The sequence below is a fragment of the Pseudomonas sp. Pseusp21 genome (genome assembly GCF_059492145.1).
Window position 1 is genome coordinate 4,648,734 of sequence record NZ_CP168520.1, and the last position, 25,030, is coordinate 4,673,763.

Consider the following 25,030-nt stretch of genomic DNA (forward strand, 5'->3'; position numbering starts at 1 on the left):
CCTCGACGGCGAACGCCTCACGGCCATGCTCGAAGAAAGCCCTGCCCGCGCGGCTCAGGCGATTCTGATCGCGGCGGGTGAGGGCGTGCTGGAAGCGCAGGCGCTGCTTGGGCAGATCCTGCTCGATGGTCACGGGATTGCTCAGGATCAGCCGCTGGCCTTGCGCTGGTTTGAAATCGCCGCAGGGCAAGGTCATCTGATGGCGCGCAACATGCTCGGCCGCTGTCATGAGCACGGTTGGGGATGTCCGGTCGATGCCGCCAATGCTGTGCAACATTATCGAATCGCTGCCGCCGGCGGGTTGGATTGGGCGATGTACAACCTCGCCAACCTACTGGCGACCGGGCGCGGTGTTGCGGTCGATCATCTTCAGGCCATGGCGCTGTATCAGCGCGCGGCAGAGTCCGGGCATGCCAAGTCGATGAACCTGCTCGGGCGTTATCTGGAAGAGGGGCAAGTGTGCCCCTCGAATCCGGCAGCGGCCCGTGACTGGTATCGACGTTCGGCCGAAGGCGGAGACTTTCGTGGGCAGTTCAGTTATGCGGCGGTGCTGGCGGCTGAGGGGCGCGTTGATGAGGCGTTGGTCTGGCTGGAGAAAGCGCTGGCCGGCGGCAACCTGAATTTTCTGCGCGTGGCCAGCCAGACGCTGGCGAGCGCAACCGATCCGCGAATCCAGGCGCTGGCGCAGGCCTACGCTCACCGTTGCACCGAGTTACAGAACACCTGAATCGCAGCCATAAAAAAGCCCATGACACGTCATGGGCTTTTTGCATTACGCCAGCATCGCTTACACGTAGAACGATTTCAGCGGCGGGAAGCCGTTGAACTCTACCGCGCTGTAACTGGTGGTGTACGCACCGGTCGACAGCCAGTACAGGCGATCACCGATCGCCAGGTTCAGCGGCAGACCGTACTTGTAGTTCTCGTACATGATGTCGGCGCTGTCGCAGGTCGGGCCGGCGATCACGACTTCTTCCATCTCGCCTTTCTTCTCGGTCCAGATCGGGAACTTGATCGCTTCGTCCATGGTTTCGATCAGGCCCGAGAATTTGCCCACATCGGTGTAAACCCAACGCTCGACGGCGGTGCGGGATTTACGCGCGACCAGCACCACTTCGCTGACCAGGATGCCAGCGTTGGCGATCAGCGAACGGCCCGGCTCCAGAATGATTTCCGGCAGGTCATCACCGAAGTCTTCCTTGAGGAAGCGGATGATTTCTTCGGCATAGGTTTCCAGGCTGTTGGTGCGGGTGATGTAGTTGGCCGGGAAGCCACCGCCCATGTTGATCAGCTTCAGGTGGATGCCGTCTTCTTCTTTCAGGCGCTCGAAGATCACTTTGACCTTGGCGATCGCCGCGTCCCAGACGCTGATGTCACGCTGTTGCGAACCGACGTGGAACGAGATGCCGTAAGGCACCAGGCCCAGGTCACGAGCAAGGATCAGCAGATCCATGGCCATGTCGGTCTGGCAGCCGAATTTGCGCGACAGTGGCCAGTCGGCCGTGGTCGAGCCTTCGGTCAGGATGCGCACATAGACTTTGGCGCCCGGTGCGGCCTTGGCGATGTTGCGCAGGTCGGCTTCCGAGTCGGTGGCGAACAGACGCACGCCCTTCTCGTAGAAGTAGCGAATGTCCTTGGACTTCTTGATGGTGTTGCCGTAGCTGATCTGGTCCGGGCTGACGCCACGGCTCAGCACTTTGTCCAGCTCATAAATCGAGGCGATGTCGAAGCTCGAACCTTTCTCTTTGAGCAGATCGATGATCTCGACGGCCGGGTTGGCCTTGACCGCGTAGTAGACCTTGGCGAATTCGAAACCGGCGCGCAGGTCGTCATAGGCCTGGGCGATCATCGCGGTGTCGATCACCACGAACGGGGTTTCCTGTTTGTCGGCGAACGCCTTCATTTTCTGAAAGGTTTCGCGCGCGAAATAGTCTTCGACCTGGATCGACATGCTGGGAACTCTCCTACTGGCAAACAAAGTTAATCAATGGGTGCGAGGGTGTGTCATCAATGAATTCGCGAGTGCGTTGTGCCTGAGCGCGTGCCAGGCAAGGCGCAGGCCGCAGCTAATGGTTGCTCCCTTCGCAAGGCCTGCAACGCAGCATGGCGCGCGCTCAGGCACAACCCGAAGGGCCGGGCCTGCTTTTGCGCAGGGCTGCGTTGCTCGTCCCTTATTTGGAACAACCAAACTGCGGGCCTCGCGCCTTGCCCTGCGCAAAAGCATGCCCGGCGCACTCGTGAATTCATTGATGACACACCCTCCTGAACGTCCTCCGTATCCCCACTTTGGTTCGCCTACTTCCCAAGGCATGTCGCCGAAAGCAAAAAGGCCATGGGAAATGTAGTCTTTCTTTCCCTTGGCCTTGCTGTCTCGTCGTCAGTACTTGAGCCGGATGGATCGTTTCCAGCATGGACGTTCGGCGCGAACTTTAGGGCGTGAGGGGCCTGAGATCAACTAAAAATGTCGCGTTTTTGCACGCTTCTGACGTACGTCGCGGATATCACTCTTTGTACCCGACCGAGATGACGGCCAGATGTTCCGCAATAATTTTCAGGTGTTAAAAATACCTGCACGTTCGACGCTGATGTGTGCCAAGTCTCAGATAAGTGCGTTCACTTCAACATCGGCGACGTTGGCGGCGAGAAGGGGAGGTGCGAGGGAAGTTGCTGGTTGAGGCAGAGATCTTCGGGCGGGTTCAACCTTCTGACGTGTTGATATTTCTTGCCGGCTCATAGTCGGCAAAATAATCACGGCTTTCAGATTCCGGCGGTCGAAAAAAAGGGCTGTCGAACAGCCCTTTTGCATTTGATCAGGCCACCGCTTCGGCCGGTGACACGATATTGGTCTTCATTCCGCGCGAACGGCCCGAACTCAGGTAAGCCGCAATCGACTCCTGGGTGACCTCGCCAAGGAACACACGCTCGGCATCCATCACTGGCAGCCATGAGCGATTGAACTCGTACATGCGCGACAACAGAATGCGCAAATGCTCGTCGTAGGCAGCGGTGGCGTTGAACTCGCGGAGGAATTGCGCACAGGTGCCGGTCTGACGGTGCAGGTCGCGACGGCGCACATAACCCAGAGCCTTGTTCTCCGCGTCAGTGACGACGACATAACGACGGTCATGCTCGTCCATCAACTCCAGCGCATCGGCCACCGGGGTTTCCGGGCTCACCGAAGGCGCGTTGTCCGCCGCATCTTCGGCTTTTACCAGCAGCAGGCGTTTGAGGGTGCTGTCCTGACCGACGAAGTTGCTGACAAAGTCGTCCGCCGGATGAGCGAGCAGGGTGTCCGGATGATCGATCTGCAGCAACTTGCCGGCGCGGAAGATCGCGATCTTGTCGCCGAGCTTGATCGCTTCGTCGATGTCGTGGCTGACCATGATCACGGTCTTGTTCAGCGCCCGCTGCATCTCGAAGAATTCGTTCTGGATCATCTCGCGGTTGATCGGGTCGACCGCGCCGAACGGTTCGTCCATCAGCAGCAGCGGTGCATCCGCCGCCAGCGCACGGATCACGCCGATCCGTTGCTGCTGGCCACCGGACAGTTCGCGCGGGTAGCGATGCAGATACTGCTTGGGTTCAAGCTTGATCATGCTCATCAGTTCGCGGGCGCGGTCGTGGCATTTCTGTTTGTCCCAGCCGAGCAGTTTCGGCACCACGACAATGTTCTCTTCGATGGTCATGTTCGGGAACAGACCGATCTGCTGGATCACGTAGCCGATGTTGCGGCGCAGGGTCACTTCGTCGAGGTCGGTGGTGTCTTCGCCGTTGATCAGGATCTTGCCCGAGGTCGGCTTGATCAGGCGGTTGATCATTTTCAGCGTGGTGCTTTTGCCGCAACCCGATGGCCCGAGGAACACACAGATTTCGCCTTCATTGACGGTCAGGCTTACCGAGTCCACGGCTTTCACATCTTTGCCGTTGCTTTGGAAGGTCTTGCTGAGGTTTTGAAGTTCGATCATTTGAGGAGTCCTTTTGGAGTCAGCGAACGTTGCAGCCACTGCAAAATGAGGTCGGCGAAGATCGCCAGAAGACTGACCAGCAGCGCGCCGACGATGAGCATCGACATGTCACTGCGGCTGATGGAAGCGAGGATCAGCACACCGAGGCCGCCGGCGCCGATAGTCGCGGCAATGGTCATCACACCGATGTTCATCACCACGGCAGTGCGTACGCCGGCGAGGATCACCGGCACGGCGATCGGCAACTCGACCATGCGCAGGCGCTGGCCGAAGGTCATGCCGATGCCGCGTGCGGCTTCGCGGATGCCCGGCTCGACACCGGTCAGGGCAAGGTAGGTGTTACGCATGATCGGCAGCAGTGAATAAAGGAACACAGCGGTGATCGCCGGCATCGGGCCGAGGCCCTGGCCGAACTTCGAGTAGAACGGCAGCAGCAGGCCGAACAGGGCAATCGACGGCACGGTCAGCAGCACCGTGGCGCTGGCCTGCAAGGGGCCGGCGAGGCTCGGGAAGCGTGTCATCAGGATGCCCAGCGGCACGCCGATGAGGATTGCCAGGCTGACAGCAATGCCGACCAGTGTGATGTGCTGCCAGGTCAGGTGCATCACCTGCTGCCAGTCGAGGTGGGAAAAGGCGTTCAAAAATTCCATGACTTTTCCTCCTTTAGTTCAGTGGATGCTGGCGCAGGAAATCGGCAGCGACTTTCGACGGGCTCTCGTGATCGACATCGACCCGCGCGTTGAGCTGGCGCATGGTTTCGTCGTCGAACAGCTCGGCCAGCGGCTTGAGTTGCTCGGCCAGTTGCGGATGCGCGTCGAGGTAGGCCTGACGCACGACCGGCGCGGCGGTGTAGTCCGGGAAATAATGCTTGTCGTCTTCCAGCAGCTTCAGGCCGAACGCGTTGAGGCGACCGTCGGTGGTGTAGACCAGACCTGCAAACACCTGCCCGTTACGTAGCGCGGTGTACACCAGCCCTGCGTCCATCTGCCGGATGTTCTTGCGGGTCAGGTTCATGTCGTAGAGCTTGACCATGCCGTCCAGACCGTCGGAGCGGTTGGCGAACTCGGTGTCCAGCGCCACCAGATGATTGGTTTTGGCTTCAGCGCGCAGCACTTCGTTCAACTGGCTGATGGTTTGGATCTGCGGATATTCCTCGGCCACGGTTTTCGGCAGGGCGAGGGCGTAGGTGTTGCTGAATTTCGACGGTGTCAGCCAGACCAGGCCTTTCTTCGCATCGAGTTCTTTGACCCGGGCGTAGGACTGTGCGCTGTCGAGTTTTTCAGTCACGTGGTTGTAGGCCACCAGCGACACACCGGTGTATTCCCAGAGCATGTCCAGTTGTCCGGTTTCGTGGGCGCTGCGGGCCAGGTTGCTGCCCAGACCGCCGGTGATCTGCGCGTCGTAGCCTTTGCTGCGCAGGTATTGCGCGGTGATTTCCGCGAGCAGGGTCTGCTCGGTGAATACCCGGGCGCCAAGGCGGATCACTGGTTTGTCAGCGGCTTGGGCGATGCCTGTGAAGAGCAGCACGCAGCCCAGAATCAAACTAAGTCTTTTCATAAATATTCCTTCGCAAAGCCTCAAGACGGGCGCAAACCGCGTTCCAGCCAGAGACGGCTGGCGAGGGTGACCACGCCATCGAGCAGCAGGGCCAGCAGCGCGGTGCACGCGGCGCCGAGCAGCAGTTGCGGCTGATTGTTCAGGGCGATGCCGGGGAAGATCAGGCTGCCGAGGCTGTTGGCGCCGATCAGGAAGGCCAGCGGCGCGGTACCGACATTGATCGCCAGCGCCACCCGCACACCGCCGACGATGATCGGCACGGCGTTGGGCAACTCGACTTTCCACAGCACCTGGCGCGGGGTCATGCCGATGCCGACAGCGGCCTCTTTCAGCGAGCCCTGGACGTTTTTCAGGCCTTCGTAGGTGTTGCGCACAATCGGCAACAGCGAGGCGAGGAACAGGGCGAAGATCGCCGGACCGCTGCCGATGCCGAGAATCCCCAGGGCAATCGCCAGCACGGCCAGCGGCGGCACGGTGTTGCCGATGTTGAAGATCTGCATGAAGCGTTCGGCGCGGCCGACCATGGTCGGGCGGCTCAGGAAAATACCGGCGGGGATGCCCACGACAAGGGCGGCCAGCATTGAGGCGAGGACGAGAATCAGATGAGCTTGCAGGTAAAACAACAAATCGTCGCGGTAGTGTTCGATCGTGTTGATGCCGATCCAGTGGACCAGCAGGGCCAGGAGCGCGATCACCACCGCACCTCCCATCAGCCCTTTGCCATAGCGGATAGCCACAGGCGGACTCCTTTTTTTAGTCGGCGACCGCTGCTCCGTGTGGCATGCCATGCCTGGCTGCCGGAGTCAGTGTTCGCGAGAAGCAGCTTTTTTTCAGTCCGGCAAAAGCGGCCTGAAAGCGAGCCATGAGCGCAGCCTCGTCAGGCTAACTTGCTGATTTTTCAGCCCCTGACGAATTGTCGTAACAGGGGATGGACGTCTCCGTGCTTTAAAAGGTTCCCATCCGAGGCAGCATTTGGCCACCCTTAATGTGCTCAACGGTTCGGTTATTGAATCGAGTTGGGCTATAATCGCCGCCCTTTTTTGAATCACCGCCAGGCGATTTCCCATGACCAGACAGGCCGCCGAAGTCGCGAAACGCCGCACTTTCGCCATTATTTCCCACCCCGATGCCGGTAAAACCACCATCACCGAAAAGCTCTTGCTGATGGGCAAGGCGATTGCCGTGGCCGGTACGGTAAAATCCCGTAAATCCGACCGCCACGCGACATCCGACTGGATGGAGATGGAAAAGCAGCGGGGCATCTCGATCACCACGTCGGTCATGCAGTTCCCGTATCGCGAACACATGATCAACCTGCTCGACACCCCGGGCCACGAAGACTTCTCCGAAGACACCTACCGCACCCTGACTGCGGTGGACTCGGCCCTGATGGTTCTCGACGGCGGTAAAGGTGTAGAGCCACGGACCATCGCGCTGATGGACGTCTGCCGTCTGCGTGACACGCCTATCGTCAGCTTCATCAACAAACTCGACCGTGACATCCGCGACCCGATCGAACTGCTCGACGAGATCGAAGCCGTCCTGAAGATCAAGGCTGCGCCGATCACCTGGCCGATCGGTTGCTACCGCGACTTCAAGGGCGTGTACCACCTGGCGGACGACTACATCATTGTCTACACCGCCGGTCACGGTCACGAACGCACCGAAACCAAGATCATCGAGAAGCTCGACTCCGACGAAGCCCGCGCACACCTGGGCGATGAGTACGAGCGTTTCCTCGAACAGCTGGAACTGGTGCAGGGCGCCTGCCACGAGTTCAACCAGCAGGAGTTCCTCGACGGTCAACTGACCCCGGTGTTCTTCGGTACTGCACTGGGCAACTTCGGTGTCGACCACGTACTCGACGCCGTGGTCGACTGGGCCCCGCGCCCGCTGCCACGCGTAGCCAACGAGCGCACCGTGGAGCCGGTGGAAGAGAAGTTCTCGGGCTTCATCTTCAAGATCCAGGCGAACATGGACCCGAAACATCGCGACCGTATCGCCTTCATGCGTATCTGCTCCGGCAAGTACGAGAAAGGCATGAAGATGCGTCATGTGCGTACCGGCAAGGACGTGCGCATCGGCGACGCCCTGACGTTCTTCTCCTCCGAGCGTGAACAGCTGGAAGAAGCGTACGCCGGCGACATCATCGGTCTGCACAACCACGGCACGATCCAGATCGGCGACACCTTCAGCGAAGGCGAAACCCTGGGCTTCACCGGTATCCCGCACTTCGCCCCGGAACTGTTCCGCCGCGTACGCCTGCGCGACCCGCTGAAATCCAAGCAACTGCGTCAGGGCCTGCAACAGCTCGCCGAAGAAGGCGCGACCCAGGTGTTCTTCCCGGAGCGCAGCAACGACATCATCCTCGGCGCCGTCGGTGTGCTGCAGTTCGATGTGGTCGCCAGCCGCCTGAAAGAGGAATACAAGGTCGAGTGCTCCTACGAGCCGATCACCGTGTACTCCGCGCGCTGGATCGAATGCAGCGACAAGAAGAAGCTCGAGGAATTCTCCAACAAGGCCGTGGAAAACCTGGCACTGGACGGCGGCGGTCACCTGACCTACCTCGCGCCGACCCGGGTCAACCTGGCCCTGATGGAAGAGCGCTGGCCGGACGTGAAATTCCGTGCGACGCGCGAGCATCACTAAGCGCTGAACTGCTCCATCCAAAGCCCCCGATGCAAAAGCCTCGGGGGCTTTTTATTGGCTGTAGATAGGTTGCTCAGCAAGCGATCGGGAGAAGCGATCTCGCTTAGCCGATCCGGTTATGAGCGTTATTCGAAAGCGGTCTGTCCACGCATGGCATTTCCGGGCATTGGTTAGCGTCCTATCTGGTGAACCCGGCGGATCGGAACTAGATTTCAATCAGCGTCAGGTCAGCATGAATTTCTCACCTGGAACAGGATGGACTCGGCTATGAAAAGCAGGTTGCTACGGATTTTGCTGCTGTTGAAAGTGATGGTGATGCTGTCCCTCGGCACCGCGACGGCCTGGGCCGAGTGCGAGGATCACGATACCCAGGCGTCCAGCGGGCAGGTGGGGCACAGCACGCTGATGCTGGCCAAGTCCGAGTCCGAGCCGGGCGATAAGGGCCAGGGTGGCAGCGCCGACGATGACGACTCGACCACCGATGAGCCGGACACCGATGATCCGGATGAGGGCGACAGCCAAACTTAGTGTGCGGAGGGCACATTTCCACGCATTTGGCTTTCAGATGGACGGGTTGGGAAAAGGCGAAGCGTGGAGCTTCGCCTTTTTGTTTTCTCTGCGTGCTTAGCGTGGCTGGATTGGAGCCTTTCCGAAATTGAGGATTGGGACTTCGTAAGTGCTGTACCACTCATCTTTCATGTGGTCGTAGATACCGCTGACAATCCCTTTGCAAACAGCAATGGTGTCTTCCAGGAAAAAGTATCCACCCGGAGTTCCAGCCTTGGAGCGAGGCTGCGACAAGAAGTACTGGATCTTACGAGCACGGCTAACCGTCAGCTTGTCCTCGTCCGACAGTTCGTCCATACCCAGTGTTGCAATGATGTCTTTCAGTGGTTCGTATTTCTCCAGCAAGTTCAGAACGCTATTAGCTGTTTTGTAGTGTTCTTCACTGACCACGTCCGGGTTCAGCAGGCGCGAAGTCGAGCTCAGTGGATCTACCGCTGGATAGATATTGTCGGCGGCCAGTTTTGTAGACAGAACGAAGGAGGCGTCCAGGTCGGCGAAAGTGGTCGACGGCGCCGGGTCGGTCAGGTCCTCCGCAGGTGTGTAGATGGCTTGTACAGAAGTTATCGATCCCCTCGGCTCTCGCGGGGCGCCTATCTCTGTCGCGAGGGTCGGCTGGTAAGCGACTTCCGAAGGTATTCGACCGAGCAGTGCGGAGACTTCGCTACCGGCCTGGGTGAATCGGGGGGAGGAATCGATTGTCACCAGAACGTTACGACCTTCGTCACGGAAATGCTCGGCCACGGCCAATCCGACTTTTACCGCCCTTAGATAGTCGTCCTGTGAGTCATGTTCCGAGCCGATCAATCTCAATCGTTTGTCATCACTTGCGTCCTTACTTATGGAGTTCGGGTAGCTCGACCCAAGCCCGATTTCTATAGAAACAACAAAAAACGATTGCTGAGATTTTGCGATGTTATTTATCAGTTCCTGTATCAATACCGTCTTGCCAACCCCTGCTCCCCCGAACACACCGATTTTGCTGCCCTTCAGAACGGGGCGCAGCAGATCGATCGTCTTGATCCCGGTTTTCAGCGTGTGGGAATCCGTTGGCTCTGACGTGATGTCTATGGGGTAGTCTTTGCTAGCCCTGGCAGTGAGCTCCCCCTTGCCGTCCCGCGGTTGGAGATTAAAGTCAACCACCCGATCCAGCAGCGCACGAGGGTGCGGTGTAGCGATGTGTTCATCGTTCATTTCCTGATACTCCAGATCCAACAATAGAGGGATTGAGTGCAGCGTCACGCGTATTGAGTACGTGAAACCATAAGCCTGCCTCGCTCTATCGAGCACCTGTCATAACTGACAGTTGTTTAGACCGTTGCGCGATAGCCCGGGATTTTTTGGTCACCCCACCGAATATCCAACGACGCCGGGTCAGCCGGATGTAAACGCCGGACAAAAGAAAACCCCTTCTTTCTCGACTGATGCGCAATCGGGGCAGAAGGGGTTTGGTCAACTCATCAACAACCCGCCCCGGGAAACGGGGCGGGTTTTTTCAGGCCGCGCCGTCGAGGAACTGCTCGGCGTAATGGCAGGCAACCTGACGGGTGTCGAGCTGGCGCAGGGCCGGCTCTTCGCTGCTGCAACGCGCGGTGGCGTATGGGCAGCGCTTGTGGAACGCGCAGCCAGGCGGCGGGTTCAGCGGGTTGGGCAACTCGCCGACGATCTTGATTTTCGGCTTGTCCGGATCCGGGTGGATGGTCGGGGTCGCCGACAACAGCGCCTGGGTGTACGGGTGCAGAGGGCGGGCATAGATGTCGTGCTTCGGACCGATTTCCACCGGGCGACCGAGGTACATCACCATCACGTCGTCGGCCACGTGCTGCACCACCGCCAGGTTGTGCGAGATGAACACGTAACCGGTGTTGAACTCCTGCTGCATGTCCATGAACAGGTTCAGCACCTGCGCCTGGATCGACACGTCCAGCGCCGAGGTCGGTTCGTCCGCCACCAGCACTTTCGGTTGCAGCATCATGGCGCGGGCCAGCGCGATACGCTGACGCTGACCGCCGGAGAACATGTGCGGATAACGCTGGTAGTGCTCGGGACGCAAGCCGACCTGCTTCATCATCGCCTGGACTTTCTCGCGACGTTCGGCGGCCGACAGGTTGGTGTTGATCAGCAGCGGCTCGGCCAGCTGATCACCGATTTTCTGCCGTGGGTTCAACGACGCGTACGGGCTCTGGAACACCATCTGCACGTCTTTGCGCAGTTGTTTGCGCTGAGCCTTGTCGGCGCCGGCCACTTCTTGCCCGGCGATTTTCAGGGAGCCGGACGACGGCTCTTCGATCAGGGTCAGGGCACGGGCGAGGGTGGATTTGCCGCAGCCCGATTCACCGACGACGGCGAGGGTCTTGCCGGCTTCCAGCTCGAACGACACGCCGTTGAGGGCGCGCACGGTGGCGTGGCCCTTGAACAGGCCACGGGAGACTTCGTAGTGACGGGTCAGGTCGCGGGCGGTAAGTACGACGGCCATTACGCCACCTCCTGGTTCAACGGATAGAAGCAGCGGGCGAGGCTGTGGCTTTTCGGGTCAAGGGTCGGACGCTGCGCGCGGCAGCTGTCCTGCACGTACGGGCAGCGCGGCGACAGCAGGCAGCCTTGCGGGCGGTCGTAACGGCCGGGAACGATGCCCGGCAGCGTGGCCAGACGCTCGGCACCCTGGCTGTGTTCCGGAATCGCCTTGAGCAGCGCTTCGCTGTACGGGTGGGCCGGGATGTCGAACAGTTGCGGCACCTGACCGACTTCAACGGCTTGACCGGCGTACATCACGCACACGCGCTGGGCGGTTTCAGCCACGACGGCGAGGTCGTGGGTGATCAGCACCAGGCCCATGTTCTGCTCTTTCTGCAACGCCAGCAGCAGATCCATGATTTGCGCCTGAATGGTCACGTCGAGTGCAGTGGTCGGTTCGTCGGCGATCAGCAGTTTCGGCTCGCCGGCAATCGCCATGGCAATTGCCACACGCTGGCTCATGCCGCCGGACAGTTGATGCGGGTAGGCATCCATACGGCTGGCGGCGCCCGGGATCTCGACTTTTTCCAGCAGTTCGATCGCACGCTTGCGCGCTTGCTTGCCGGACATTTTCAGGTGCAGGCGCAGCACTTCTTCGATCTGGAAACCGACGGTGTAGCTCGGGTTCAGCGCGGTCATCGGGTCCTGGAACACCATCGCCAGGTCTTTGCCGACGATCTGCCGACGCTGGCGGTTGTTCAGCTTGAGCATGTTCTTGCCGTCGAAGCTCAGGGCGTCGGCGGTGACGATCCCCGGGTGCTCGATCAGGCCCATCAGCGCCATCATGGTCACGGACTTGCCGGAACCCGACTCGCCCACGATCGCCAGGACTTCGCCCTTGTCGACTTTCAGGTCGAGGCCGTCGACGACCGGGGTGGCGTTCTTGTCGCCGAAGCGAACGTTGAGATTCTTGATTTCTAACAGTGACATGGGAATCTCCTCAGGCGGCGTTCTTGAGTTTCGGGTCCAGCGCATCGCGCAGGCCGTCGCCCATCAAGTTGATTGCCAGCACGCTGAGCAAAATGGTCAAACCAGGCAGACTCACCACCCACCAGGCGCGTTCGATGTAGTCGCGGGCCGAAGCCAGCATGGTGCCCCACTCGGGGGTTGGCGGCTGGACGCCGAGGCCGAGGAAGCCCAGGGCGGCGGCATCGAGGATCGCCGAGGAGAAGCTCAGGGTTGCCTGAACGATCAGCGGTGCCATGCAGTTCGGCAGCACGGTGATGAACATCAGGCGTGGCAGACCGGCACCGGCCAGGCGCGCGGCGGTCACGTAGTCGCGGTTCAGCTCACCCATCACGGCGGCACGGGTCAGACGCACGTAGGACGGCAAGGACACCACGGCAATCGCGATCACGGTGTTGATCAGGCCAGGGCCGAGGATGGCGACGATCGCCACGGCCAGCAGCAGCGACGGCAGGGCCAGCATGATGTCCATCAGACGCATGATGGTCGGGCCGACCACTTTCGGGAAGAAACCGGCGAACAGACCCAGCAGGATCCCCGGGATCAGCGACATCACCACCGACGACAGACCGATCAGCAGCGACAGGCGCGAACCCTGGATCAGACGCGACAGCAGGTCGCGACCCAGTTCATCGGTGCCGAGCAGGAATTGCATCTGCCCGCCTTCGAGCCACGCCGGCGGCGTCAGCAGGAAGTCGCGGTATTGCTCGCTCGGGTTATGCGGGGCGACCCACGGCGCGAAGATCGCGCAGAAAATCACCAGCAGCATGAACAGCAGGCCGGCGACGGCGCCCTTGTTCTTGGCAAAGGCCTGCCAGAACTCTTTGTACGGTGACGGATACAGCAGACTTTGATCCACGGCGGTGGCGGCGGTGACTACTGAGGAAGTTGGAGTGCTCATGGGTATTGACCTCAGCGCTGATGACGGATGCGTGGGTTGGCAAAGCCGTAGAGGATATCCACCACGAAGTTGACCAGAATCACCAGGCAGGCGATTAACAGGATGCCGTTTTGTACAACCGGGTAGTCCCGGGCGCCGATGGCTTCGATCAGCCATTTACCGATGCCGGGCCAGGAGAAGATGGTTTCGGTCAGGACCGCGCCGGCCAGCAGGGTGCCGACTTGCAGGCCGACTACGGTCAGTACCGGAATCAGGGCGTTGCGCAGGCCGTGCACGAACACCACGCGCGACGGCGACAGGCCTTTGGCCTTGGCGGTACGGATGTAGTCCTCACGCAGCACTTCGAGCATCGACGAACGGGTCATCCGCGCGATCACCGCCAGCGGAATGGTGCCCAAAACGATGGCCGGCAGGATCAGGTGGTGCAGGGCATCGAGGAACGCGCCCATGTCATCGGCCAGCAGAGTGTCGATCAGCATGAAGCCGGTGCGCGGCTCGATGTCGTAAAGCAGGTCGATCCGCCCGGACACCGGGGTCCAGCCCAGGCTCACCGAGAAGAACATGATGAGGATCAGGCCCCACCAGAAGATCGGCATCGAGTAACCCGCGAGGGAGATGCCCATCACCCCGTGGTCGAACAGGGATCCTCGCTTGAGGGCCGCGATCACCCCGGCCAAGAGGCCCAGGATGCCGGCGAACAGCAGGGCGGCCATGGACAGTTCCAGGGTCGCCGGGAAGAGGGAGGTGAACTCGGTCCATACGCTCTCACGGGTGCGCAGGGATTCGCCGAGATCGCCGTGGGCCAGTTTGCCGATGTAGTCCAGGTACTGGGCGTACAGCGGTTTGTTCAGACCGAGGCGTTCCATTGCCTGAGCGTGCATTTCGGGGTCGACCCGACGTTCGCCCATCATCACTTCCACGGGGTCGCCGGGAATCATGCGAATCAACGCGAAAGTCAGCAAGGTGATGCCGAAAAACGTGGGGATCAACAACCCCAGTCGGCGGGCAATAAAACTAAACATCGTGTGTGGTACCTCATCAGCCGGTTAGGCGTGCCCGGTTTCCCTGGGGTCAGGGAAACCGGGAGTTTTCTTATCTACTTCACCTGGGTGGTGGCGAAGTTATTGGTTGTCAGAGGGCTGATGTGATAACCCTCTACGTTGTTGCGCATTGCGGTGAACATGCGGGTGTGGGCCATGCTGATCCACGGCTGATCCTGATTGAACAGCACTTGAGCCTGTTCATACAGCCTGGCGCGTTCGGCCGGATCTACTTTAGCCCGTGCTTCGTCGAGCAGGGCCTGGAATTTCTCGTTGCACCAGCGCGCGTAGTTTTCGCCGTTCTTGGCGGCTTCGCAACTGAGCATAGGCGTCAGGAAGTTATCCGGGTCGCCGTTGTCGCCCGCCCATCCGGCCGAGACCATGTCGTGCTCGCCGGCCTTGGCGCGTTTGAGCATCTCGCCCCATTCCATCACGCGGATGTCGATCTTGATCCCGACTTTCGCCAGGTCAGCCTGCATCATCTGCGCGCCGAGCATCGGGTTCGGGTTGGTCGGGCCGCCGCCGTTACGGGTAAACAGGGTAAACACGGTGCCTTCCGGTACGCCGGCTTCCTTGAGCAGCTTGCGGGCAGCATCGAGGTCACGTGGCGGGTTCTTCAGTTCGTGGTTGTAGCCCAGCAGGGTTGGCGGGTACGGGTTGACCGCAACCGTCGCGTTGCCTTTGCCGAACAGGGCGTTGACGTAGGCTTCCTTGTCGAAGGCGATGTCGATCGCCTTACGCACCCGCACGTCGCTGATGTACTTGTGCTGGGTGTTCATGGCGACGTACGAGACGGTCATCGCATCCAGTTCGTCGACTTTCAGGTTGCTGTCTTTCTTGATGCTCGGGATGTCATCCGGTTTCGGGTACAGCGCGATCTGGCACTCGTTGGCCTTGAGTTTCTGCAAGCGCACGTTGTTGTCGGTGGCGATCGCCAGGATCAGCGCGTCAGCCGGCGGCTTGCCACGGAAATAGTCCGGGTTGGCCTTGAAGCGAACCTGGGCGTCCTTGTTGTAGCGCTGGAAGATGAACGGCCCGGTGCCGACCGGTTTGTTGTTCAGGTCGCCGGTCTTGTTGGCCTTGAGCAACTGGTCGGCGTACTCGGCCGAATAGATCGAGGAGAACGCCATGGCGATGTCGGCCAGGAACGGCGCTTCGCGACGGGTCAGGGTGAACTTGACGGTGTTGTCGTCGACTTTCTCGACGCTTTTGAGCAGTTCCTTGAAGCCCATGCTTTCAAAGTACGGGAAGCCCACGCTCGACAGCTTGTGCCACGGGTGATTCGGGTCCAGCTGACGCTGGAAACTCCAGACCACGTCGTCGGCGTTCATGTCGCGGGTCGGCTTGAAATATTCGGTGGTGTGAAACTTGACGCCTTTGCGCAGGTGGAACGTGTAGGTCAGGCCGTCGTCGCTGATGTCCCAGGATTCGGCCAGCGCCGGAATCACTTCGGTGGTGCCGGGCTTGAAGTCCGCCAGACGGTTTAAGATGGTTTCGGCCACCGCGTCGGCTGTGACTGCAGTCGTGTACTGGACTATATCGAAGCCTTCCGGACTGGCTTCGGTGCAGACCACCAAGGGTTTGGCCGAGACGCCGACAGCGACACTCAGCAACGCAGCCGCGATGGCCGCACGTAGGGGAAGCATTTTCATCAAGAACCCTCTGCAATCGGTTGAAGACAAAAGCCGAACGGCCGACTCGTCACTGAGTCAGCCGTCGGCGTGCGGTTTTACAGGATGTTGAACGGGATGGTGGTCACGAGACGGAACTCGTTGATGCTGCCGTCCGACTGGAATTCGCTCGCACGGTGCGCGGTGTAGGTGCCGCGAATGGTGGTCGCTTTAAGAGGGCCGCTCTGTACTGCGTAGGTGGCACCGATACCGTATTCATAATGGTGCTCGCCATCTTGTTCCTGGATACCGTCGTAACCCTTGCCGGCAACGCCTTTGTTGCCGTTGTAGTGGGTACCGTCGATGCCCCAGCCGCGTGCCTGATAGATGTTGAACTTCAGGCCTGGCACGCCGTATTCGGCCATGTTGATGCCGTAGGAAACCTGGAAGGATTTCTCGTTCGGGCCGTTGAAGTCCGACAGCAGGGAGTTGGCCAGGTAGATGCCGTTGGTTTCATGCAGGTAGTCGAAGTACTCGTTACCGTTCACTTGCTGGTACGAGAACGTCAGGCTGTGGGCCTGGTGGGTCAGGCCGAACGACAGAGAGTAGGTGTCGTTGTCGATATCGCCCAGCAGTTTTTTGCCTTCATCAACGGTCTTGTAGTAGTTAAGACCGGTAGTCAGGGCGAGGACATTGCTGTCACCCAGTTCATGGGTGGCGCCGAAGTAGTACTGGTTCCACAGGTCTTCGACCTGAGTGCCCCAAACACTGGTTTTCAGGCTTTCAAGTGGCTGGTAGCTGATACCGGCAGTGTGCACGTGATCGGATTCGACACGGCCGTTGGCGTATTCGGCGCGGAATTTCTGCAGGCTCTGTTCCGAACGTGGCGACACGCGGTCGAACGTGGCCAGGTCGAAGGACAGGTTGTTCAGCTCTTCACTGTGCAGGGAAATACCTTCGAAGCTCGAAGGCAGTGCACGGTTGCCGATCACGTCGACTTGCGGGCTGCTGAAGTTCATGCGACCTGCGGTCAGCGTGGTGTTGGAAATACGGGCCTTGATGTTGGCCAGCCCGATTTTGCTCCACTGATCGACCGCTTCACCGTTGTTCTTGTGAGTCAGGGTACGGTTGTTACCGGAGAAGGAGCCGGTCTTCGGTGCACCACCGTTGCCGGAGGCCAGATTCTCACGATCACGCTCCAGCGCGATGGCGTTGTACGCCGCAACTTCGGTGCTGATCCCTACAGTGCCTTCGGTGAAGCCCGAGTTGTACTTGACGATGGTGCCTTGCACCCAGTTGATACGACGGTCGGTCTCGGCGATTGCACCATCTTTCTTATAGGCAAACTTGCCGCCACGCTTCAGTTGTTCGTTGGCGTACCAGTTGCGGGTAGTGCCGGTGATCGACTGACCTTCGACGAAACCGGTGGCTTCTGCCTGGGCGCTCTTGGTGTTGACGGTCACCGGGGTGAACGCCTGGCTTTGGGTTTCCGCGTAAGCCGTGGCGGTGATGCTGCTGATGGCCAGGGCCAGTATCGCGGTATTGCTCAGTTTCATGGGTGAAGCTCCTTTACTTTCTTTTTATGCCGGCTTTTTTGGGTTGGCCGGTTATTGGTTTAGAACTCATTCACACATCGCAAACGTTTGCAAAATGCCTGATTGGCGAATTTCGGCAAAGCGCTTGCGTGAGGGGGTAGACGGCCCCCTCAGCATTGCGGCTAATCGGTTTTTTGTTTAATCGATGCTGACACCCGAAAACACGTTGCGACCGAACGGGCTCACCTTGAACCCTTCGACTTTGGCGCTCAGCGGCTGGTTGACCGTCGAGTGGGCGACAGGCGTGATCGGCACTTGCTGCTTGAGCAGTTGCTGGGCCTGTTTGTAGAGCACGGTGCGCTGGTCGCGGTCGGTGACGACCTTGGCCTGCTTGATCAGCTTGTCGTAAGCCGGATCGCACCACATGGAGTAGTTGTTGCCGCCGATGGCGTCGCAGCTGTATAGCGTGCCGAGCCAGTTGTCCGGATCCCCGTTGTCACCGGTCCAGCCGATCAGGCTGACGTCGTGCTCGCCATTCTTGGTGCGTTTGATGTACTCGCCCCATTCGTAGCTGACGATCTTCACTTTCAGACCGATCTTGGCCCAGTCGGCCTGGAGCATTTCGGCCATCAGTTTGGCGTTCGGGTTGTACGGACGTTGTACCGGCATCGCCCACAGGGTGATCTCGGTGCCTTCCTTGACGCCGGCAGCCTTGAGCAGCTCTTTGGCTTTCTCCGGGTTATAGGCGGCGTCCTTGATGGTGTCGTCGTAGGACCATTGGGTCGGCGGCATGGCGTTGACGGCCAGTTGGCCGGCGCCTTGATAAACAGCGTTGAGAATTCCCTGTTTATTCACCGCCATGTCCAGCGCCTGACGCACTTCGAGCTGGTCGAACGGCTTGTGGCGCACGTTGTAGGCGATGTAGCCGAGGTTGAAGCCTGGTTTCTCGATCAATTGCAGTTTCGGGTCGTTCTTCAGTGCCGGCACATCGGCCGGACGCGGGTGCAGGGTGACCTGGCATTCGCCGGCCTTGAGCTTTTGCACACGTACCGAGGCGTCGGTATTGATCGCGAAAATCAGGTTCTTCAGCTTCACCCGGCTCGGATCCCAGTAGTGCGGGTTGCCGGTGTAGCGAATGTTCGAGTCTTTCTGGTAGCTCTTGAACACAAACGGGCCAGTGCCGATCGGCTTCTGGTTGATGTCGCTCGGCTTGCCTTCGGCCAGCAGCTTGTCGGCGTACTCGGCGGACAGAATGGCGGCGAAGCTCATGGCGATGTTCTGGATGAACGCGGCGTCGACGCTGTTGAGCGTGAACTGCACGGTCAGCGGCCCGGTCTTCTCGACCTTGGCGATGTTCTTGTTGAGGCTCATCCCGTTGAAATACGGGAACTCGGTCGGATAAGCCTTACGGAAAGGCTGTTGCGGATCGAGCATGCGGTTAAACGTGAACAGCACGTCGTCGGCGTTGAAATCGCGTGTAGGTTTAAAGTACGGCGTTGTATGAAATTTCACCCCTTCACGCAGGTGAAAGGTGTACTTGAGGCCGTCCTCGGAAATATCCCAGCTGGTTGCGAGGCCCGGTACTACACCGGTCGCACCTTTTTCGAACTCGGCCAGGCGGTTGTACAGCGGTTCGGCGGCGTCGTTATCGGTCGCCGTCGTGTACTGCGCGGTATCGAAACCGGCCGGGCTGCCTTCGGAGCAGAACACCAGACTGTCGCTGGCGGCGAAACTGGCGGACGTGGCGGCCAACAGGCCGGCGCCCAGCAATGCGGAAAAAACCAAGGTATGGCGCATGACGCTCCCTCTTTTTTAGTGTTTTTCAATGCGCCGCGATCCCGTCCAGGGACGTTGTGGCTGCATTGAGCTCCAACCGAAACGAACAGCAAAACCGAAAGCCCACGCAGTCACTGGTCAGAACCCGACGGTAGGGGCCGTGGGTCTGGCAGTAAATGCGCTGAGTCCTAAAGACTCGTAGGAAAAGGCGACACGTCCTAAACCATCCCGGTAAGACGGGGTGGAAAAAGTTGTAGGCAAATTCCTAACTTCTCGGCAAAAAAACAGCGGCGACGCTGAAAACGTCGCCGCTGCCTCTTTTATTTGCTGACGCTGACGCCGTAGAAGGAGTTCAAGCCGAACGGGCTGATCTTGAAGTCCTGCACGTTGGCGCGCATGGGTTGATACACCGTCGAGTGAGCGATAGGTGTCATAGGGACTGCATCTTTGAGGACGTGCTGCGCCTCTTTGTAGAGTTCGGTGCGCTTGGCCTGGTCAGTGGTGCGCTTGGCTTCTTTCACGAGGCCGTCGAATTTCTTGTCGCACCATTTGGAGAAGTTGTTGCCGCTCAGGGAGTCGCAACCAAACAGCACGTTGAGCCAGTTGTCCGGATCACCATTGTCACCGCTCCAGCCAATCAGCATGCCCTGGTTCTCGCCACCCTTGGAGCGCTTGATGTACTCGCCCCACTCGTAGCTCTGAATCTTCACGTTCAGACCGATTTTCTTCCAGTCGGACTGGAGCATTTCGGCCATCAGTTTGGCGTTCGGGTTGTACGGACGCTGAACCGGCATCGCCCACAGAACGATCTCGGTACCTTCCTTGACGCCGGCTTCCTTGAGCAGCTGTTTGGCTTTCTCAGGATCGTACTTGGCGTCCTTGATGGTGGTGTCGTAGGACCACTGGGTCGGCGGCATGGCGTTGACGGCCAGTTGGCCCGCGCCCTGGTATACCGAGTCGATGATCTGTGGCTTGTTGACCGACATGTCCAGCGCCTGGCGAACGCGCAGGTCGGCCAGCGGATTAGGCTCGTTGCTGCCCTTGACCTTGTCCATCACGTTGTAGGCGATGTAGCCCAGGTTGAAGCCAGCCTGGTCAGGCATCTTCAGCGCAGGATCGGCTTTCAGTGCCGCGAGGTCGGCCGGACGCGGGAACAGGGTGACCTGACACTCGTTCTTCTTCAGCTTCTGGATACGTACCGACGGGTCGGTGGTGATGGCGAAGATCAGGTTGTCGATCTTCACATCTTCAGGCTTCCAGTAGTCCTTGTTGCCGGTGTAACGAATGTTGGAGTCTTTCTGGTAGCTCTTGAACACGAACGGACCAGTGCCGATCGGCTTCTGGTTGATGTCGGCAGCCTTGCCTTCTTTCAGCAGCTGGGCTGCGTACTCGGCGGACTGGATCGACGCGAAGCTCATGGCCATGTTCTGGATGAACGCAGCGTCGACTTCTTTCAGGGTGAACTTGACGGTGTGGTCGTCGACTTTATCGATCTTGGTGATGTTGGTGTCCATCCCCATGTCGGTGAAGTACGGGAATTCGGTCGGGTACGCCTTACGGAACGGGTCATCCTTGTTAATCATGCGATTGAAGGTGAACAGCACGTCGTCGGCGTTGAACTCACGAGTCGGCTTGAAATACGGGGTGGTGTGGAACTTGACGCCTTCGCGCAGGTGGAAGGTGTAAGTCAGGCCGTCATCCGAAATGTCCCACTTGGTCGCCAGACCAGGAATCACGGCGGTACCGCCACGCTCGAACTGGGTCAGACGGTTGAACATGGTTTCGGCTGAGGCGTCGAAGTCGGTTCCGGTGGTGTATTGGCCTGGATCGAAACCGGCCGGGCTGCCTTCGGAGCAGAACACCAGGTTAGTCGCAGCGGTGGCGAAAGGTGCGGAGGCTAACAAGCCTGCGCCGACTAAAAACGGAATGACCGCGTGTTTAAGCATGTTGGCCTCATGATTTGTTGTCATTTTTTAGTAGTGAGGTACGACCTCGTGAGTCGTGCCTGCGGATACTTATGCAGGGCCCATACCCAATGCAAGATCCAGAGCGCTCGGCGGCCTCAAAGCGTGGCACGAACGTACCTTAATGTCGCATCCGTATAACTTCTGACGCATTTGACCGTTTGCGACCGGTTTTTACGGTGCAAATGGAGCCCCAAAACGGTGCATTGGTCATGCCGTACGCGCCGGATTGGGGCCGGGTGTTACTTATTTATACCCACGCCATAGAAGGGGGTTAGACCGAACGGGCTGATCTTGAAGTCGCTGACTTCCTTGCGCAGCGGCTGGAACACCGTGGAGTTGGCGATCGGCGTGATCGGCACCTGCTGTTTAAGGATCAGTTGCGCCTGTTGATACAGTTTTACCCGTTGCGATTTATCGGTGGACACCTTGGCCTGCTGCACCAGCTTGTCGTAGGCCGGATCGCACCATTTGGCGTAGTTGCTGCCGTTCACCGCCGCGCAGCTGTAAAGCACGCCCAGCCAGTTGTCGGGGTCGCCGTTGTCACCGGTCCAGCCGTAGATCATCGCGTCGTGTTCGCCATTCTTGGCGCGCTTGATGTACTCGCCCCATTCATAGCTGACGATGTTGGCCTTGATACCGATCTTCTCCCAATCCTGCTGGATCATCTGTGCCGACATCCGCGCATTCGGGTTCGAGGCGCGCTGCACGGTCATGGCCCAGAGGTTGATGGTTGTACCCGGTGCAACCCCGGCTTCCTTGAGTAGCGCTTTGGCTTTCACAGGGTCGTGCGGCGCGTCTTTTATGTTCGGATCGAACGACCATTGCGCTGGCGGCAAGGCGTTTTGCGCCAGCTGTCCGGCACTCTGATAAACCGCTTTGATGATTGCCGGTTTGTCGATGGCCATGTCCAGCGCCTGGCGCACTTTGAGCTGATCCAGCGGCGGATGGGTGGTGTTGTAGGCGAGGAAGCCGAGGTTGAAACCGGGCTGCTTCAACACCCGCAGGTTCGGGTCTTTTTCCATCACTTCGATGTCGGCGGGGCGCGGGTAACCGCTGACCTGGCATTCGCCGGTCTTGAGCTTTTGCAGGCGGACGGCGGCGTCCGGGGTGATCGAGAACACCAGGTTGTCGAGCTTCACGTCCTCGGGTTTCCAGTAGTCCTTGTTCGCGGCGTAGCGGATCTGCGCGTCCTTCTGGTAGCGCTTGAACACGAACGGGCCGGTGCCGACCGGTTTCTGGTTGAGGTCAGCGGCGTGGCCTTCCTTTAGCAATTGGGCGGCGTATTCGGCCGATTGCACCGAGGCGAAGCTCATGGCGAGGTTTTGCACGAACGCGGCGTCGACGTTGTTCAGGTTGAAGCGCACGGTGTTGTCGTCGAGTTTTTCCACGGATTTGATCGTGGTGTTCAGGCCCATGTCGGTGAAGTACGGGGACTCGGCGGGGTAGGCCTTGCGAAAGGCGTTGTCCGGGTCGAGCAGGCGCTGGAAGGTGAAGAGGACGTCGTCGGCGTTGAAGGTTCGGGTTGGGGTGAAGTAGTCGGTGGTGTGGAATTTTACGTTTTGGCGCAGGTGGAAGGTGTACTGGAGGCCGTCCGGGCTTACGTCCCATTTGGTCGCCAGACCGGGTTCGACTTCGGTGCCGCCGCGTTTGAATTGGGTAAGGCGGTTGAAGACGGTTTCGGCGGAGGCGTCGAAGTCGGTGCCGCTGGTGTATTGGCTGGGGTCGAAGCCTGCGGGGCTGGCTTCGGAGCAGTAGACCAGGGTTGTTGCTGCGTTTGCGAGTGGGGTTATGGCGGTCAGGGCCAGGGTGATCAGGAGTGGTTTTAGGGTGGATCTATGCATGTCTGGCCCGTGGGTTTTTAGGTGGTTGTTGTTTGAGGTTAGCGGGGATTTGGGGGTGTTCGGAAATATCGTTTTTTGAGGGGATGCGTCTATCTCGGTATATCTGGCGGGTTTTTGGGCATATCCGTTTTTTCGGGTGCTGCGGCTTATGGTTCCGCCCTTACGGCGGGTCACTTTTTACAAACGCCTAAAAAGTAACCAAAAACGCTTGCTCCTGCGTTCGGCCCCTCGCTGGGGCTCGGGGTTCCTTCGTTACGGGATTCATCCGGGGGCATCGCCTACGGTTTGCTTCGCTGCACCTCCTCTCGATGTGTTTGGCTTCGCCAAACGGTCGCTGCGCTCCCACCCCCGGATAAATCCCTCCACTCAGCCTTCCGACGTCGCCAAAAGATCAAGAGCTTTACTCGAGCTAACGCTCATCGTGTTGAGTGGTGGGAAGCGGAAAGCGGAAAGCGGAAAGCGGAAAGCGGAAAGCGGAAAGCGGAAAGCGGAAAGCGGAAAGCGGAAAGCGGAAAGCGGAAAGCGGAAAGCGGAAAGCGGAAAGCGGAAAGCGGAAAGCGGAAAGCAACTGCGGACTGCTTGATCGTTCCCACGCTCCGCGTGGGAATGCAGCCCGGGACGCTCCGCGTTCCATTTTCGAATGTTTAAAGATGTGTGGGATTCACCGAACCTTCCCACAAGGTTTTCAGGTTGTCCGTCGGAAGCACGATCCCTAGTCTTTGGTTGTCGCAGAAGACTCTGCGATCGGGAGGTGAGATTCCCGGTTACTGAATTTGGAAACCAGAGCAAGCCGCCCCATAATCGCCGCCAGTTCATGCTGTCGGCAGTTCTTTATGGCGGCTATGTACGGGCGGACTTCGGTCCGGCCGGGTTGGTTTCCTTACCGGTAATCTCACTCCGTACATAGTTGCCACCTCATTTCTCGAGTGAGATCGGAAATGAGTGGCGCAAATTCATAAGGAAATGCTCCATGAACAAGCCCGTACCCGACCCACCCCTCGAAACACCCACACCCCTCGAAGAAGCCATGCGCGCCGAAGACCTCGCCCGCAACCGCGAAGCCATCAAACGCGCCCTCGACTATTACCTGTGCCCCAACCCTTCCAAACCGCGCCCGAGCACGATGTACATGGTCACGCCCAACGTCGACACCGAAAGCCTGCTGGCCAATGCCTGCGAATCCCTGGCCTCGGCCAGTACCATCGCCAGCAATTTCGCCAACGAACTCAGCGGCCCGCAACGCAATACGGCACTGGGTATCCAGCAGATCATCATGCTGGCGGAGCTTGCAGTGAACCGCGCGCTGGATCGGGTTGATCCGCAAACCTGACAACACAAATCCCAGGTATAAAAAAAACCGGCGATCATCACTGATCGCCGGTTTTTCATTCAGTCGTCATTCAATCACTGCATCAACACTTCAATCGAGCCATCAGCGGTCAGGCTGACCTGGCTGGTGCCGGCTTCGACTTCAGGCGTGACGGGCGCTGAATCCATGCCCGCGGCTTTCATCATCATCGGGGCGCGCATGTACGGTTGCGGGAAGCCGTTGCTGTTGAGGTTCAGGTTGACGATTTTGTAGCCCTTGCCGCCCAGGGCGTCGGTGGCCAGTTGGGCGCGGGCCTTGAAGGCGGTGACGGCTTCTTTCAGCAGTTTGTCTTCGCTGGCCTTGCGGGTCGGGTCGGCGATGGCGAAGTCCATTCCTCCCATTTTCAGGTCGGTCAGCAGCTCGCCGGTGAGTTTGGACAGGGCGGCGAAGTCGGCGCTTTCCAGGCGCAGTTCGGCGCGTTCGCGCCAGCCGGTGATTTTCTGGCCCTTGGTGTCGTAGATCGGGTAGCTGTTGCGGCTGCCCTGGCGCAGGGTGATGTCTTTGACCTGCTTCGCCTGGGCGAGGGCCTTGTTCATGGTGGTGCTGACGTCGGCGGCGAGTTTGGCCGGGTCGGTGTTCTGTTCTTCGGTGTAGAGGGTCACGATCATCAGGTCGCGGGCCACTTCCTGGCTGACTTCGGCGCGCAGGGAAATCTGGTTGTAGTGCAGCTCATCGGCGGCCAGGGCCGGAAGGCTGGCGATGCTGCCGACGGTCAGGGCGAGAAGGGCGGCGCTGCGGCGAAATGTGTGCATGAAAGCTCCTTGATGAGGGCGCAG

General features: G+C 59.3%; 20 protein-coding genes. 4 read left to right on the forward strand and 16 right to left on the reverse strand.

What is annotated here, in order from left to right; translation table 11 throughout:
* Window positions 1-25 precede the first annotated feature (25 nt).
* Window positions 26-727 carry a tetratricopeptide repeat protein gene (locus tag ACEN93_RS20980; protein ID WP_495611562.1) on the forward strand — a complete coding sequence of 234 codons (702 nt, stop codon included), beginning with the start codon at window positions 26-28 and terminating at the stop codon, window positions 725-727.
* A 60-nt stretch (window positions 728-787) separates the two neighbouring features.
* On the opposite strand, the gene ACEN93_RS20985 is transcribed toward ACEN93_RS20980, so the two are convergent.
* The 5 genes from ACEN93_RS20985 to ACEN93_RS21005 form a co-directional block, all read right to left on the reverse strand.
* Window positions 788-1,951, reverse strand: coding sequence for a type III PLP-dependent enzyme (locus tag ACEN93_RS20985; protein WP_039769212.1), 1,164 nt, complete (start codon window positions 1,949-1,951; stop codon window positions 788-790).
* 859 nt (window positions 1,952-2,810) lie between these two features.
* Window positions 2,811-3,965: an osmoprotectant ABC transporter ATP-binding protein OsmV gene (locus tag ACEN93_RS20990; protein ID WP_039769215.1), complete on the reverse strand. Its 1,155-nt coding sequence runs from the start codon at window positions 3,963-3,965 to the stop codon at window positions 2,811-2,813.
* Window positions 3,962-4,615 (reverse strand): ABC transporter permease, encoded by a 654-nt coding sequence (locus tag ACEN93_RS20995; protein WP_007953690.1) that lies wholly within the window; start codon window positions 4,613-4,615, stop codon window positions 3,962-3,964. Before ACEN93_RS20995 ends, ACEN93_RS20990 begins: the two co-directional genes overlap by 4 nt.
* Window positions 4,616-4,628: 13 nt before the next feature.
* On the reverse strand, window positions 4,629-5,522 hold the full coding sequence (locus ACEN93_RS21000) for a glycine betaine ABC transporter substrate-binding protein (protein ID WP_134334072.1): 894 nt from the start codon (window positions 5,520-5,522) through the stop codon (window positions 4,629-4,631).
* A gap of 20 nt (window positions 5,523-5,542) precedes the next feature.
* Window positions 5,543-6,232, reverse strand: a complete 690-nt coding sequence (locus ACEN93_RS21005) for an ABC transporter permease (RefSeq protein WP_172667905.1) — start codon at window positions 6,230-6,232, stop codon at window positions 5,543-5,545.
* A 355-nt stretch (window positions 6,233-6,587) separates the two neighbouring features.
* Between ACEN93_RS21005 and ACEN93_RS21010 the strand changes: the two genes are divergently transcribed.
* Window positions 6,588-8,171: a peptide chain release factor 3 gene (locus ACEN93_RS21010; protein WP_011332431.1), complete on the forward strand. Its 1,584-nt coding sequence runs from the start codon at window positions 6,588-6,590 to the stop codon at window positions 8,169-8,171.
* A 267-nt stretch (window positions 8,172-8,438) separates the two neighbouring features.
* A complete protein-coding gene (locus ACEN93_RS21015) occupies window positions 8,439-8,699 on the forward strand; it encodes a hypothetical protein (protein ID WP_103385642.1) in 261 nt (86 codons plus the stop codon).
* A 96-nt stretch (window positions 8,700-8,795) separates the two neighbouring features.
* On the opposite strand, the gene ACEN93_RS21020 is transcribed toward ACEN93_RS21015, so the two are convergent.
* From ACEN93_RS21020 to ACEN93_RS21065, 10 genes are all read right to left on the reverse strand, one after another.
* Complete coding sequence (locus tag ACEN93_RS21020) at window positions 8,796-9,929, reverse strand: ATP synthase beta subunit C-terminal domain-containing protein (RefSeq protein ID WP_495610465.1); 1,134 nt, start codon at window positions 9,927-9,929, stop codon at window positions 8,796-8,798.
* Window positions 9,930-10,230: 301 nt separating this feature from the next.
* On the reverse strand, window positions 10,231-11,211 hold the full coding sequence (locus ACEN93_RS21025; protein WP_007953682.1) for a peptide ABC transporter ATP-binding protein: 981 nt from the start codon (window positions 11,209-11,211) through the stop codon (window positions 10,231-10,233).
* Complete coding sequence (locus ACEN93_RS21030; protein WP_064382563.1) at window positions 11,211-12,179, reverse strand: ABC transporter ATP-binding protein; 969 nt, start codon at window positions 12,177-12,179, stop codon at window positions 11,211-11,213. Before ACEN93_RS21030 ends, ACEN93_RS21025 begins: the two co-directional genes overlap by 1 nt.
* Before the next feature lie 10 nt (window positions 12,180-12,189).
* On the reverse strand, window positions 12,190-13,116 hold the full coding sequence (locus tag ACEN93_RS21035) for an ABC transporter permease subunit (RefSeq protein ID WP_039769224.1): 927 nt from the start codon (window positions 13,114-13,116) through the stop codon (window positions 12,190-12,192).
* 11 nt (window positions 13,117-13,127) lie between these two features.
* Window positions 13,128-14,138, reverse strand: coding sequence for an ABC transporter permease subunit (locus tag ACEN93_RS21040; RefSeq protein ID WP_007953665.1), 1,011 nt, complete (start codon window positions 14,136-14,138; stop codon window positions 13,128-13,130).
* 74 nt (window positions 14,139-14,212) lie between these two features.
* Window positions 14,213-15,808 carry an ABC transporter substrate-binding protein gene (locus ACEN93_RS21045; RefSeq protein WP_163974029.1) on the reverse strand — a complete coding sequence of 532 codons (1,596 nt, stop codon included), beginning with the start codon at window positions 15,806-15,808 and terminating at the stop codon, window positions 14,213-14,215.
* Window positions 15,809-15,885: 77 nt separating this feature from the next.
* On the reverse strand, window positions 15,886-17,322 hold the full coding sequence (locus tag ACEN93_RS21050; RefSeq protein ID WP_039769228.1) for an OprD family porin: 1,437 nt from the start codon (window positions 17,320-17,322) through the stop codon (window positions 15,886-15,888).
* A gap of 177 nt (window positions 17,323-17,499) precedes the next feature.
* Window positions 17,500-19,098, reverse strand: coding sequence for an ABC transporter substrate-binding protein (locus tag ACEN93_RS21055; protein ID WP_074691859.1), 1,599 nt, complete (start codon window positions 19,096-19,098; stop codon window positions 17,500-17,502).
* A 299-nt stretch (window positions 19,099-19,397) separates the two neighbouring features.
* On the reverse strand, window positions 19,398-21,023 hold the full coding sequence (locus tag ACEN93_RS21060; RefSeq protein ID WP_129972358.1) for an ABC transporter substrate-binding protein: 1,626 nt from the start codon (window positions 21,021-21,023) through the stop codon (window positions 19,398-19,400).
* Between the two features lie 260 nt (window positions 21,024-21,283).
* A complete protein-coding gene (locus ACEN93_RS21065; protein WP_490843167.1) occupies window positions 21,284-22,885 on the reverse strand; it encodes an ABC transporter substrate-binding protein in 1,602 nt (533 codons plus the stop codon).
* A gap of 970 nt (window positions 22,886-23,855) precedes the next feature.
* Here ACEN93_RS21065 and ACEN93_RS21070 point away from each other — a divergent pair.
* Window positions 23,856-24,215: a DUF6124 family protein gene (locus ACEN93_RS21070; RefSeq protein ID WP_495610466.1), complete on the forward strand. Its 360-nt coding sequence runs from the start codon at window positions 23,856-23,858 to the stop codon at window positions 24,213-24,215.
* A gap of 74 nt (window positions 24,216-24,289) precedes the next feature.
* On the opposite strand, the gene ACEN93_RS21075 is transcribed toward ACEN93_RS21070, so the two are convergent.
* Window positions 24,290-25,006, reverse strand: coding sequence for an SIMPL domain-containing protein (locus ACEN93_RS21075; protein WP_064593362.1), 717 nt, complete (start codon window positions 25,004-25,006; stop codon window positions 24,290-24,292).
* Between the last annotated feature and the right edge of the window lie 24 nt (window positions 25,007-25,030).